The organism is Lepagella muris (genome assembly GCF_004793975.1).
GTDB classification, from domain to species: domain Bacteria; phylum Bacteroidota; class Bacteroidia; order Bacteroidales; family Muribaculaceae; genus Lepagella; species Lepagella muris.
Genome location: NZ_SRYB01000004.1, coordinates 54,519 through 68,015, shown reverse-complemented (window position 1 = coordinate 68,015; position 13,497 = coordinate 54,519). Strand labels below are relative to the sequence as shown.

General features: G+C 48.5%; 16 protein-coding genes. 15 read left to right on the top strand and 1 reads right to left on the bottom strand.

Going from position 1 to position 13,497, the window contains the following annotated elements; all coding sequences use genetic code 11:
* From E5331_RS04025 to der, 15 genes are all read left to right on the top strand, one after another.
* Positions 1-468, top strand: coding sequence for a hypothetical protein (locus E5331_RS04025; RefSeq protein WP_135983951.1), 468 nt, complete (start codon positions 1-3; stop codon positions 466-468).
* Positions 465-707, top strand: coding sequence for a hypothetical protein (locus tag E5331_RS04020; protein ID WP_135983949.1), 243 nt, complete (start codon positions 465-467; stop codon positions 705-707). The genes E5331_RS04025 and E5331_RS04020 overlap by 4 nt, the downstream gene beginning before the upstream one ends.
* A 31-nt stretch (positions 708-738) precedes the next feature.
* Positions 739-1,029, top strand: coding sequence for a hypothetical protein (locus tag E5331_RS04015; RefSeq protein WP_135983947.1), 291 nt, complete (start codon positions 739-741; stop codon positions 1,027-1,029).
* 1 nt (position 1,030) lies between these two features.
* Positions 1,031-2,401 (top strand): hypothetical protein, encoded by a 1,371-nt coding sequence (locus E5331_RS04010; RefSeq protein WP_135983945.1) that lies wholly within the window; start codon positions 1,031-1,033, stop codon positions 2,399-2,401.
* 341 nt (positions 2,402-2,742) lie between these two features.
* The gene (locus E5331_RS04000; RefSeq protein ID WP_135983941.1) at positions 2,743-3,882 is read left to right on the top strand and encodes an RNA-directed DNA polymerase; all 1,140 of its coding nucleotides are present in this window, start codon (positions 2,743-2,745) and stop codon (positions 3,880-3,882) included.
* Positions 3,842-4,273 carry a hypothetical protein gene (locus E5331_RS03995; RefSeq protein ID WP_135983939.1) on the top strand — a complete coding sequence of 144 codons (432 nt, stop codon included), beginning with the start codon at positions 3,842-3,844 and terminating at the stop codon, positions 4,271-4,273. The genes E5331_RS04000 and E5331_RS03995 overlap by 41 nt, the downstream gene beginning before the upstream one ends.
* On the top strand, positions 4,270-4,656 hold the full coding sequence (locus E5331_RS03990; protein ID WP_135983937.1) for a hypothetical protein: 387 nt from the start codon (positions 4,270-4,272) through the stop codon (positions 4,654-4,656). Before E5331_RS03995 ends, E5331_RS03990 begins: the two co-directional genes overlap by 4 nt.
* The gene (locus tag E5331_RS03985) at positions 4,653-5,258 is read left to right on the top strand and encodes a hypothetical protein (protein ID WP_135983936.1); all 606 of its coding nucleotides are present in this window, start codon (positions 4,653-4,655) and stop codon (positions 5,256-5,258) included. The genes E5331_RS03990 and E5331_RS03985 overlap by 4 nt, the downstream gene beginning before the upstream one ends.
* Positions 5,255-5,851, top strand: a complete 597-nt coding sequence (locus E5331_RS03980; RefSeq protein ID WP_104404925.1) for an N-acetylmuramoyl-L-alanine amidase — start codon at positions 5,255-5,257, stop codon at positions 5,849-5,851. The genes E5331_RS03985 and E5331_RS03980 overlap by 4 nt, the downstream gene beginning before the upstream one ends.
* Positions 5,848-6,435 carry a DUF6549 family protein gene (locus tag E5331_RS03975; RefSeq protein WP_135983933.1) on the top strand — a complete coding sequence of 196 codons (588 nt, stop codon included), beginning with the start codon at positions 5,848-5,850 and terminating at the stop codon, positions 6,433-6,435. The genes E5331_RS03980 and E5331_RS03975 overlap by 4 nt, the downstream gene beginning before the upstream one ends.
* Positions 6,436-6,780: 345 nt before the next feature.
* Entirely contained in the window at positions 6,781-7,305 is a 525-nt protein-coding gene (locus tag E5331_RS03970; RefSeq protein WP_135983931.1) for a YceD family protein, read from the top strand.
* A gap of 57 nt (positions 7,306-7,362) precedes the next feature.
* Entirely contained in the window at positions 7,363-7,545 is a 183-nt protein-coding gene (rpmF, locus tag E5331_RS03965; RefSeq protein WP_123481583.1) for a 50S ribosomal protein L32, read from the top strand.
* A gap of 125 nt (positions 7,546-7,670) precedes the next feature.
* Positions 7,671-8,660, top strand: coding sequence for a beta-ketoacyl-ACP synthase III (locus tag E5331_RS03960; protein WP_135983929.1), 990 nt, complete (start codon positions 7,671-7,673; stop codon positions 8,658-8,660).
* Positions 8,661-8,869: 209 nt separating this feature from the next.
* Positions 8,870-9,781, top strand: a complete 912-nt coding sequence (era, locus tag E5331_RS03955; RefSeq protein WP_169477630.1) for a GTPase Era — start codon at positions 8,870-8,872, stop codon at positions 9,779-9,781.
* A gap of 51 nt (positions 9,782-9,832) precedes the next feature.
* Complete coding sequence (gene der / locus E5331_RS03950) at positions 9,833-11,149, top strand: ribosome biogenesis GTPase Der (protein ID WP_123481581.1); 1,317 nt, start codon at positions 9,833-9,835, stop codon at positions 11,147-11,149.
* Between the two features lie 110 nt (positions 11,150-11,259).
* Here the strand turns inward: der and E5331_RS03945 are convergent, their stop codons facing one another.
* A complete protein-coding gene (locus E5331_RS03945; RefSeq protein WP_420813750.1) occupies positions 11,260-13,494 on the bottom strand; it encodes an alpha-galactosidase in 2,235 nt (744 codons plus the stop codon).
* Positions 13,495-13,497 lie beyond the last annotated feature (3 nt).

Here is a 13,497-nt window from a genome sequence, read left to right as displayed (position 1 = left end):
ATGAAAGAATACGGATATATTGAGGATGGCTATCTATGGTCAAGGATTTTAGAGCCATACATTGAAAGACTCCAGACTGAAACGGGCGAGATTGAAACTCGCACCGTTTCCGTTGAGGAGCAAATCAAGCAACTATCCTCGGAATACAAACCCGTGGATGCAGTTGATGAAAGCCTTATGGTATGCGATGATGATAACTACACCATACGCTTAGTGCCATACGACAATGGAGATAAAATTTCCTATCGTTACGAAAAGGTAGTGAATAACTATAAGCTCAATGCCGATATTGAGGCATTAAAAGCTGAATTGGCAGAAACGGATTATCAAGTAATCAAATGCTACGAGGCTTCGCTTGTCGGTGAGGAACTACCTTACGATATGAAAATGCTCCACACCTCACGCAATGCCATAAGAGCGCGTATCAACGAAATACAAGCCACCCAAATAAACTTAACATCATTATGAGCTGGATAACTGAAAGCAACCGCCTCAAGCACTTTTTCTACGCTATCCCCTGTGCCATGCTCCTTACCATTCTTTTTGTCGGTGGACTGGCCGCCGGCATGGAGTTTAAGGATAGGGCGTATGGTGGAAAATGGGATTGGCTGGACCTATTGGCTACCATTTTGGGCGGGATAGTGGGGCAAATGCTCCAAGTCCTTATATTTTACGCCTTAAAATGTGTTCACCAAACACATTTTTGATTAACTTTGCAGTAGAGTTAACCAAGTAAATATGGATGATGTAAGAATACTCGCAAAAGGCCGTATCACCGACCTCTCAAAAGGGTTTAAGATTGGTGTGCCATTCTCCGTGTATCTCCGTAGCAAATCGGGGGTAGTGGAGAATGACACCCTCATTAGGTGCCGCCTTATATGCGACCAAAAAATTGGGGATTTCCCCGTGCCTATTGGTGACTGGACACCCGGTAAGATAGTGGAGTTGCCTCCCAACGCTATTGACACCGACAAGTATGAGATTTTCTGGGGGGCGAGTGAAGCACCACATTTAGAATACTACAAATGATATGGGACTTATTTTAGGCAGCGGCTCAACCAAGCCGCAATATCCGTATGATATGTGGTATGGGGTGCAAGGCGATTTTACCAGCAAGGACTACAAGCTCACTCGCATAGGTAATATGGACTTACACCGCACACTACCTATCCAAAAGAAACTGAGGCGTTTCGTGGAAAACACGGATGGCTCCGTGAAATACTATCTCCACCAGAACGATTCCCGTAAAAAGGATTCTGGAGCGGCGGCAAAGCTCGACACCACGGACGGAAACGTGATGTTGGAAAAGCCCGAATACTACGCACGCTTTGAGGTAGAGGGTACAAAATGGGCTATGTGTATTTCCGAATATGCCCTCCCCGGCTTTGTTCGCATGACACGAAAGACTTGCTCACCGTGGTATGGCACTATTGACATTGCCAACAACATAGCCGTTTCCGGCTGTTGGTTGCAATGGGTAGGTAATGAGATTAAGCGCGATGCCAACGGCTTTGTTTCATTGCTTGCAAGCGCAACAAATTTCCGTGGTGGCAGTGGAGCGAGTGATGCGGCAAAAGATGGCACATACAACTCAATGCTCGGTATGCCCCGCACCTCAATCTCAAAAGCTGGTGTTCGCCCCCTTTGCAAGAATGGTACTCACGCGGGGGCGGGCCGTGTTTATACTGAAATTGCATGGCTCCAGCGTATTGAATACGCCTCAATGCACTGCCAAGACACCTACAATGAAACACTCACCGCCGATGGCTTTCATCAAGGCGGCCTCGGCAATGGCACGTCCGTTAATGGTACTCAATGGAACACATGGGGAGGCTATCGGCCTTTCATCCCCTGCGGTGTTACTGCAATCCTCGGCAACAACACTGGCCGAGTAGCCTATACAATCAAGGGCTGGACCGGTGGCGATAAGGTGGTGCAAGTTGCATCATATCGTGGGCTTGAAACACCCTTTGAATATCTTTGGCTGCTTGCCGATGACATTCTTATCCATTGCTCACCCGAAACAGCCGATGACCCCGGACATTGCACAGCCTATGGTTGCACCGACCCCACAAAGTTTGCCTCTCCTGCCGACACGTCAACCGCCATTCCTGCCGGGTATGAGCGTATCACTGAGTTACCCACCGCTGAGGGCTATCAATGGAATTTCGGCTTTTCCTACGATGGCTTTACATTCCCTACAAGCGTAGGTGGTGGAGCAAATCAAGGACTTTGTGATTATTTCTGGCGCGTGGCAAAGGCAACAGCTAATGGCTGGTACGGTGCCCTCCTGTCTGCTTCTGCGGGTAATGGAGCGTATGCGGGCTTCGGTTTTCTGAATGCGATTAATCGTTCCTCGTACTCGTATGCGTACAGTGGCTTCCGCTTGTGCCGTTTTTAACGGGACTGCAAAACACGGCTCACGGAGCAACGAGAATTTACCAAAACCAAAACGTAAGACAATGAAAATAAACGAATAACAAAATACGGGTGTCGGCGGTCAGGGGTGCCCTCCTGTCTGCTAATGCGAATAATGGAGCGAATGCGGGCTTCGGTTATCTGAATGCGAATAATCGTTCCTCGAACTCGAATGCGAACAGTGGCTTCCGCTTTTACCGTGGTTTCAACTTTACAAAGATATTTCAGACTGTTGACCGCCGACACCTTACCTCTTGGTAGAAAAATAGTGATTAACGTAGTGTTAGTAGGAAATCGAAAGCTCTACATTAGACTAACGGCACTATGGGCTTGAACGCAAAAACATATCTCGCGGATTACTCCGACTTTGAGGATTGCGGGCTTTACATAGGCGATACGGGCAAGATGTTCCACTCGCCGGGTAAAAAGCTCAAAAACATCTATTGGCTGCTATACACCAATGAGAATTTGACGCTATCCCAATATACCGCACAAAAGGGCAAATCCGACCATTCCGACATTAAGCGTTTCAATGAGAATATCCTTGAAAATCTTGATGCGCTTTGGGAGATGTTGAGGTATGAAACGTATGAGCCGGGCGAATATCGCATTAAGAAAATCTACGACCCGAAAGAGCGTGATATAATGATTGCGCCATTCTTTCCCGATAGGATTATTCACCATTGCTTAGTGAATGTTCTGGGGCCGCACTGGAACCATATATTTATTGCCAACACCTACTCTTGTATCAAAGGGCGTGGCACTCATAAATGTAGGCGCGATGTGGGCGAGGCGTTGAAACGCGATAAGCACGGCACCCGCTATTGTCTGAAAATAGACATACGTAAATTCTACGACAACATAGACCACGCAGCCCTCAAACGCATATTCCGCTACACAATCGCGGATGAGCAACTTTTAAGACTGTTAGATAAGATTGTTGATAGTAACGGTAAAGAAAAAGGTTTGCCAATAGGCAACTACACAAGTCAATACTTTGCCAATCTCTACTTAGCCTATTTCGACCACTGGATGAAAGAGGCTATGGGAGTTAAGTATTATTTCCGCTACATGGATGACATAGTAGTGCTTGACGGGGATAAAGACCGACTGCACTACTTGCTTGACATGATGGGGTTATATCTGGCAACGGAGTTGAAAGTGGAGATAAAACCGAATTGGCAGATATTCCCGGTTGACGATAGAGGTATTGATTTTGTAGGATATAAGCAAGACCATTTCGGGGTGCTGCTCCGAAAGAGCATATTGAATAAGTTCTACAAAAAGGCCGACCGCATAGCCTGTGACACTCCTATCAGAGATGCAACCGACATAAAGCACTTGTTCCCGTCTGAATACGGGTGGGTTATCGGGTGTAGTGAACAACATAAGGAAAAAGTCTTTAACATCATTATTTCAAAAAATGGCAACAACAAGAATCTTATCAACCGGGCTGTTGGCTAATGAACGCCCCAATGTGATTGACCCGTACAACAACGGGCAGGGTACCGTCCTCTATAACCATAACATCACTGAGGTAGATGTGGTGGTTGATGAAATGGGCGGCGTATCAATCACCGATGACCCCAAGACTGCAACCGGCAAGATGTACCGCTACGACAGCCTCCGGGTGGAATACCCCACAACCGCCGACAACATTTTCAGCACCCTCCTTTCGGCAAAGTACCCTGCCAACACTGAGAGCAAGCTGGTGAACGAGTACCAGAGCGCAATGCTGGGGCTTATGCCCGAAACCGCAAAAAAGCCCTATGAGGACTTTTTGCGCGACCGTCTGGCTATCCGCGAAATGGTGGATAGCGATTGTAAAACCCTCAATATCCCTATGGACTTATGAACGACTATATCGAAGATTTTGTAGAGGATGAATCCGCCGCATCCTCCGACCTTTTCGATTGCGACTACACCCCGATAGACGCGGTGGTTAACCAAGTCACTGTGTTTACCGGGTGTACCACACGCGCAACTGAAAACGGAGACCGTATGGTTGTCGCTTATGGCGAGGGAGCTGCCAAATCAGCATTTTTCACAGACAGCAAGAAATTGAAAAATGTGTTTGGTAATCCCAATCGTAAATATCCTTTCCGCGCTGTAATCAAAGTGGTAAGCTATGGCAATATGTATGGCTTCAATGTGTTTTCACCGAACACTGAGATAACGGCCGATGATGAGGCTAATTTCAGCTTTTACAAACGCTCCAAAAAACGTATGCCGCGATGAACACAGTACAGGACACAATGACCGTGGCGCAAGGCATTACGGATTTAGGAATGATGGCTATCGTGGCCGCGTTCTTTCTGGTGCTTTCCGCGCTCCTATGGGTTGCGTGTTTCCGCTGGTTCAAAGGTATCATTGACGGAATGATTAAGGGCAATACCAAAATGGTTGATGACCTCATAGTTGAAACCCGCAAGCAAAACGATATGCTCAACGACATATCCGAGGGCTTGAAACCCGAAACCCAACTAAGGGTTAAGAATTTCACCGGGGTTTACTTTGACTTAGCCATTGAAAAGGTTTGCCGGATAATCAAGAAAGTCAGAGAGGAAAACCACATAGCGGATAAGGAGGCAACCCGTACCAAAATCCGTACCTTACTGCACAATCTCCATGAGGATAGGAACAGCCGGTTTGATAGTTTCCGCTATCGTGGCAAAATCCTCACAACCTATGTTAACCATGACTGGGTGGATTGGGTAGCTGAGGTTGTGGAGCATGAGGTGTATTCCGACACGGTTAACAACGGACGCGCTTACACCAACGTGCAAGCCGTTTATGAGAGAATAAAAATCGACTTTTACCATAAAATGAATCACGAATGAAAATCCTTATTGACAACGGCCACGGGGCCGACACTAAGGGCAAACGCAGCCCTGACGGGCGATTGCTTGAATACAAGTACACCCGTGAGATTGCCGGGCGTGTAGAGAAAGAGCTACGCGCCAAAGGCTACGATGTTCAACTTATCGTGCCGGAAACGCACGATGTATCACTCACTGAACGCGCCCGCCGCGTGAACGAGATATGCGGTAAGATTGGCACCGCCAATGTTATTCTTATCTCTATCCATGTGAACGCCGCCGGCAACGGGCCGTGGATGACTGCAAGAGGCTGGAGCGCATTTACAAGCAAGGGGCAGACTAAGGCCGACATACTGGCTAATCACCTCTATGCCGCTGCTGAAAAAGTGCTGGCCGGCCACAAAATCCGTAAGGACATGAGCGATGGTGACCCGGATTGGGAGGAGGGCTTTTACATTCTCCGTAAGACCAAATGCCCCGCCGTACTCACTGAGAACCTATTCCAAGACAACAAGGATGATGTGGATTTCCTGCTTTCCGACAAAGGCAAGGAGGCTATTGTCAAACTCCACGTTGACGGTATCGTAAGTTACCTCAAATCCATTGGCGCATGAAAAAGCCTATCATTCTTATTGTAGCGGTGCTGGTGATTACTGTATGCTCCTTATGGAGCAAATGCAAGTCGCTTTCAGAGGACAATGAGAGATTGACCGCCAACAACACCGCTCTTATGGATAAGGCAACCTACTTTGAAACGGAGGCCGGCAATTCGGCCGCCTCCGTTCAAAGGCTGGAGTTATCCTATTCCGAGTTGGAGCGCAACTATCAACACGTTTGCCAAACGGCTGATGAGTTGGGTGTGAAAGTCAAACGCCTCCAAGCCGCCGCCACGACTGCAACCCAGACCGAGGTTAAGGTGATTACCCAGATACGCGATAGCATTGTGTATCGGGATGGAGTGCTTGACAGCCTCAAGATGTTCAAGTGGAGCGATGCGTGGGTTGACGTTGCCGGAGAAATCCGTGGGCGTGATGTTTCGCTTGATGTAGTTTCAAATGATACCATTAGGCAGATTATCCACCGCGTCCCTAAAAAATTCTGGTTTATCAAGTGGGGTACGAAAGCCATACGCCAAGAGGTTGTAAGCAGCAATCCCCACACGAAAATCACATACACCGAATACATAGAGCTGAAATAGGCTCTAAGATTTTTCTTGTAGTAACTGTTAGATTAGAGTAGTGGGCGGCCGTGAGGTTGCCCGCTATTTTTATTGTTCCACTATAAAATAAATAATGTGTTTGCACGTTCCAAATAAAAGTGCTAACTTTGCACAACCGATTACTTGTAGTCGGTGTTGCAGAACAATCCCCGTTAGCCCCGAAAGAGGCGCGGGGATTTGGAATTTTAGCGGAAATTCCACAATAGTTCTACAAAATCCGCGTTCAGCTCTGTATCTGGTTGATAATCAAAGTTGAGTTAGGAGTTTCCTAAACTTTAGATAGGAGTTCGATTCTCCTCGGAGGTACAATAATATTCTCTGACAGTGGGAAAGTTTTCGCAATATAAAGTTCAGCTCGCATCTCTCAACGACGGGCATTACGAACAAGATTTTGAGTGTGGATCGGAGTTCTTCAAAAATATGGAGAACCCTGACATTATAGCATCAGACGTGCACGTGCATCTCGACCTTGAGAAGAAAAACGACTCATACGACTGCACATTCACTTGCAAGGGGCTGATGCAAGTGCCGTGTGACCGTTGTCTTGACCCTATAGACATCGACGTCGACACCACCTACCACATCACCGTGAAATATGGCGAGGACTATAACGACGAGACCGACGACCTTCTCATCATTCCGCAGAGCGACACTTATATCAACGTGGCGTATATGCTCTATGATACCCTCGTCCTTACAATTCCTCTTCGCCACGTGCATCCGCTCGGAAAATGCAACCGCGCAATGGCCGCCGCGCTCAGCAAGCACCGTTCGATCGGCGTGGACGACACTGACGAGGATTTCGATGACGTCAGCGAACAGATCGACTCTGAAATAGAGACCGAATGATCATCACCCTCTTCTCTTTTTAAAGACAAAAATAATTACTAAAAAAACTATAGAACAATGGCACATCCTAAACGAAGACAATCGCATACCCGCACCGCAAAACGTCGCACTCATGACAAAGCCCTCATCCCCACACTCGCCATCTGCCCTAACTGTGGCGCTTGGCACGTATATCACACTGTGTGCGGTGAATGTGGTTACTACCGCGGAAAGCAAGTTATCGAGAAAGCTAACGTCTGATCCGGAAACATGGAAGTCGGATCCGGCTTCTTATTCCGCAAACAAATCATCTGGCAGACTCCACCGGAAATAAAATCGGTGGAGTCGCCTACATTTAATCTATAGTTCATTTCTTAGCAGCCATTATGGTAAACGCAAAAATCAGCGGTATCGCATCATACGTCCCGGAGGATATCCTCGACAACGACATGCTCTCCAAGATGGTCGACACCAACGATGAGTGGATCACCACTCGCGTCGGCATCAAGGAGCGCAGAATCCTGAAGGATGATTCCAAAGGATCAAGTTTCCTCGGCATCAAGGCTGTCGAAAAACTTCTCGCGTCTACATCCGTAAAACCGGAAGAAATCGACCTCCTTATCTGTGCCACGTCAAATCCCGACTACCGATTCCCCTCGACAGGTTCGGTAATCGCTCACGAAACCGGGCTATCCAATGCCTATTCCTACGACATTCAGGCGGCTTGCGCCGGATTTATCGTAACCCTCCAGGCGGCAAGAGCCTACATACAGAGCGGACTTTACAAGAAGGTGATCGTGGTCTGCGCTGAAAAGATGTCGAGCATGACCGACTATCAGAATCGTGCCACTTGTCCTCTTTTCGGCGATGCAGCGGCTGCCGTGCTCGTGGAGCCCACCGAGGAGAATGTCGGTATAATCGATGGTGAATTCCATATCGACGGCACAGGTCTCCCTCATCTCCTGATGAAAGCCGGAGGTTCGGTAAAACCGGCTTCTATCGAGACCGTGGAGGCACGCGAACACTATATATACCAGGAGGGACGCAACGTCTACAAGAATGCCGTGCAGGATATGCTCTCTTCAACCATCTCGGTCATGAAGAAGAACAACCTTACCGTTGATGAGATTGATTGGCTCGTGCCTCATCAGGCAAACCTCCGCATTATCGAGGCTGTTGCCGGAAGAACGAAGATTGATGAGAGCAAGGTGCTTATCAACATACAGCACTATGGCAACACTTCCGCTGCATCAATCCCCCTCTGCCTTGATGAATATAAGCATAAGCTCAAGAAAGGGGATAAGGTCATGATGACTGCTTTCGGTGCCGGATTCACCTGGGGTGCTATGTATATTATCTGGGCTTTCGACTCCTGATAAGTCCCCGGATGAAAGATCTATTCTACGGGTCAATGGATTTCTCTTTTCCATCGACCCGTTTTTTTCTTACCGCGTAATCGTATGCTTCCACCATCATACTTGAACCCCTACAGCGGCTGAGGCGTTTATCTTATAGGCAATTTTGGTTGCCCGGCACGGATCCCCCCTCAAGGCAGGACCGACCTTAACTCTAAAATTTATCAATTATGGAAGAAGCTAACAAAGATATCCCTCAGTCTCATAAAGCGGGATTCGTAAATATTGTCGGAAACCCAAACGTAGGCAAGTCTACCCTTATGAATGATCTTGTCGGCGAAAGGATATCTATAATTACATCTAAAGCACAGACCACCCGACACCGTATTATGGGCATTGTCAACACTCCCGAATATCAGATCGTATATTCCGATACCCCGGGCGTGCTGAAACCTAAATATAAACTTCAGGAATCAATGCTCGAGTTCTCTGAAGGAGCACTGACGGATGCCGATATCCTTCTTTACGTCACCGACGTAATCGAAAATCCAGAGAAAAATAAGGATTTCCTCGACAGAGTGGCAAAAGAGGATGTGCCGGTGCTTCTCGTCATCAATAAGATTGATATGCTGAAGGGTGACGGTGAGCTTGAAAAACTTGTTGACCAATGGCACGAACGCCTGCCGAAAGCGGAGATCTTCCCGACAAGCGCACTCGAGCATTTCAATGTTGACAACCTCAAACGTCGTATCGTGGAGCTTCTGCCGCCGTCTCCTCCATTCTTCGGCAAAGATGCCCTCACCGATAAACCCGCGCGTTTCTTCGTCACTGAAATAATCCGCGAGAAGCTCCTCCTCAACTACGATAAGGAGATTCCATACAGCACGGAGGTGCTCGTAGAGAAATTCGAGGAGAAGGAGAACTCAATCCATATCATGTCGGTGATCTATGTGGAGCGCGACTCTCAGAAAGGGATTCTCATCGGTAAAGGTGGAGAGAAAATAAAGAAAATAGGGATCGAGGCACGTCACGATATTGAGAAATTCTTCGGTAAGAAGGTTTTCCTTGAAATCTTTGTGAAAGTAGAGAAAGACTGGCGCAACAGGGAGAACAAACTCCGCGCATTCGGATATATCGAGTGAGTCTGATGGAATCAGACAATTATCGGTCTTAAATTTCCAACAAACATTATAATGAGCAGATTAGTAGCAATAGTAGGGCGGCCGAACGTAGGTAAATCCACCTTGTTCAACCGTTTGACGCAGACCCGCAGCGCAATCGTCGACAATACTGCGGGCACCACACGCGACCGCCAGTATGGCATGGTCGAATGGTGTGGGCAGGAATTCTCAATTGTCGACACGGGTGGATGGGTGGTCAACTCCGAGGATATCTTCGAGGAGGAGATCAACAAACAGGTGCAGATCGCCATTGAGGAGGCGGACGTGATTCTATTCGTGGTCGATGCATCCACCGGAGTCACCGATCTCGACGATCAGGTGGCGGCTATACTCCGGCGTTCAAAAAAACCGGTCATTCTCGTTGCAAACAAGGAGGATATCGGCGACGCCCGATTCAATATCCCGGAGTTCTATTCCCTTGGATTGGGCGACCCGGTTGAGGTGTCGTCTGCCAATGGTAGCGGCACAGGCGACCTCCTTGACAAGGTGATAGAGGATATGCCCGAACCGAAAGAGGAGGAGAAACCGGAAGAGGATGTGGCTAAATTTGCAATCGTAGGGCGTCCTAATGCCGGAAAATCATCTCTCATCAATGCTTTCATTGGCGAGGAGAGGCATATAGTGACCGACATCGCAGGCACCACACGCGATTCAATATATCACCGATACAACAAATTCGGCTTTGATTTCTATCTCGTCGATACCGCCGGCATACGAAAGAAGCAGAAGGTCAATGAGGATATTGAGTATTATAGCGTGATACGCTCCATCCGCTCAATAGAGGCAAGCGATGTCTGTATCCTTATGATTGATGCAACAAGGGGCATAGAGAGCCAGGATGCCAACATATTCGGACTAATACAGAAGAATAGGAAGGGGCTCGTGGTGTGTGTCAACAAATGGGATCTTGTGGAGGATAAGTCTGAGAAGGCGCAGAGAAGCTTTGAGAACGCTATCAGACAGCGTTTCGCTCCGTTTACTGACTTCCCCATTCTCTTCACCTCCGCAATCACGAAACAGAGGATATTCAAGGTGCTGGAGACCGCTATCGACGTATTCAAGAACCGCAGACGTATAATCCCCACCTCGCAGCTCAACACCTACATGCTTGAGCAGATAGCGATAACGCCGCCCCCAAGCAACAAGGGTAAGTTTGTGAAGATTAAATACGTCACTATGCTCAAGGATGCCGTGATTCCCACGTTCATATTCTTCTGCAACCTGCCGCAGTGGGTGAAGGAGCCTTACCGCCGCTTCCTTGAGAACAAGATACGCGAAAAATGGGACTTCCACGGAACCCCCATCGCCATCTTCATGCGTGACAAATAAGTTTATAGTTTATAGATAAAAAAGGGAAGGTGCATCCGCTAATCCGGCTGCACCTTCCTTTTTATTCTGTCATTTCTGAATCGCGCAATGACTATCTTGACCTGCAGCTATCATTTCGCCTTCAGGTGAAGCACTCGTGAAGCGTATTCCGTGCGTTTGTGATAGTCTATATCGTGGGATGATGGCATCTCCAGACCGTTGTCCATAAGGAAGCGGCCTGTAAATTCCTTACCCTCGCAGCGCATAGGGCTCTTGTCAATGCGGTTTAGCTCAGTGACCACGTATGTCTTATCGGGGTCAAGACCTGCCAGACGGATCTTCGGGAGCTGCTGGTTGACGAAAGCCTCCGTTTTCCACCAGTAGAAGACTGCCTCATCCTTCTCAGGCGACACCATCATCATTGAGGCAGCACCTTTCCCATCATACGGGGAGAGAAGACGGTAGATATCGCCAAATTGAACGACGGGGCGTATCTGCTTGTATTCGCTGATAGCCTTACGGCATATATCCTTATCCTCCTCGCTCATATCCTTGGGCTGTATCTCCATGCCGAGACGTCCGCTCATTGCCACGTCTATCCTGTATTTTATAGGGATTGACCGGCGCGTCTGATGATTTGGGGAGGCACTGATGTGGGAAGCCATTGCCAAGGGTGGGAAGAAATAGCTGTGGCCCCATTGCAGATACACTCTCTGAAGGGCATCCGTGTCGTCACTTGTCCAGAACTCATCAAACCAGGGGAGGAAGCCATAGTTGGCACGTCCGCCGCCGGCACCACACGCCTGTATGGTGATGTCGGGATATTTCGCACGTATCCGGTCGAGCACTTTGGCAAGACCCTTATGATAGTCGATGTAGAGATGGCTCTGGTTGTCGGATGTCTGATACTGCGAACCATGGTTCATGACGGGTGCATTAGCGTCCCACTTGATATAGTCAAGACCGGGATAATTGGTCAGGAGTGTGTCGACCACCTCAAACACTATATCCTGCACTTTCGGATTGGCGAGGTCAAGCACCATCTGTGTGCCTCCGCGACCCATCACCGGCTCACGGTTGGCTGCCTTGATGATATATTCGGGATGCTTCTCATAGAGGCGTGATTTGGAATTTACCATCTCCGGCTCTATCCATATTCCGAATTTTATGCCGTTCTTCTCAGCCGTATCTATAAGCCCCTGGATGCCGTGGGGAAGTTTCTCCGTGTCGACAATCCAGTCGCCGAGTGCCGTGTCGCCACCTTTGCGCGGATACTTGTCGCCAAACCATCCGTCGTCCATGACAAACAACTCACCACCCATCGATGCTATGTCGTTCATCATCTGGCTCATGCCCGCCTCATTGATATTGAAATATACACCTTCCCAACTGTTGAGAAGCACCTTGCGCGGTGTGTTGCCGTGAGCTATCATGTGGTTGCGTCCCCACTTGTGGAAATTACGGCTTGCGCCACTGAGTCCCTCCTTTGAGAAGGTCAGGGCAAGGTGAGGGGTGGTGAATGTCTCCCCCTTCTTAAGATGGTAGGCGGAATTCTCCTCATTGATTCCGGCAAAGAAGAGATGATGATCGCCGGAATTGGTGTCGAAGCGTAATTTGTAGTTACCGCTGTAGGCGAGAGCCGCGCCTATCACGCGCCCTGTGTTCTCCTGCGGTTTGCCGTCGAGAGATATCATCACCTCACTGTGGGCGGAATGGGAGTTACGCACGCCGTCCTTATTCTGTATCACCTTCATGCCGTGGGTCAGTGGCTCCGTCTCGATACGCCCCTCATTACCCCATGATCCATATAGCGATGAGAGCCAAACGTCGCCAACGCGTATCGGGAGATGACCGGAAGCGAATTGGGTCAGGGTGACGTTACCTTTCTCCTTGTTGGTGATTTCCGACCATGTCTCGATCACGTCCTCACCCGGATATGTCTTGTAGTTCAGTTTCACAGTGACAGGGTAGACCTTATCCTGAAGAGTGACAGTGGTTATGTCAGCCCCGTCGGTTGAAGTCCTCTCGATGTCTGCCACTTCCATATCAAGCGTCATATTGCCGTCGGCATGCGTCATGGCAAGCGCGGATTCATTATAGGGGTGGAGACCATATACGGGATACGCGTTCTGCGCCCACATACCGCTGTCGCCGAAAGAATTCATCTCATTGTCGGAAAGGGCGGCACCATAATACATTATATAGAGCGGTGAGCCCTTTGAGCCGTCAAGCACCATGGAGGTTGACGGAGTAGAGATATGGATGCGTTCTGCCGAGCATTCAAGCCCTCCGGTAAGTGCCGAAAATAGCATCAGTGAAACCGGTGCCAGCAATCCGGGAATAGAAAATTTTGGTTTTGTTTTCATGTG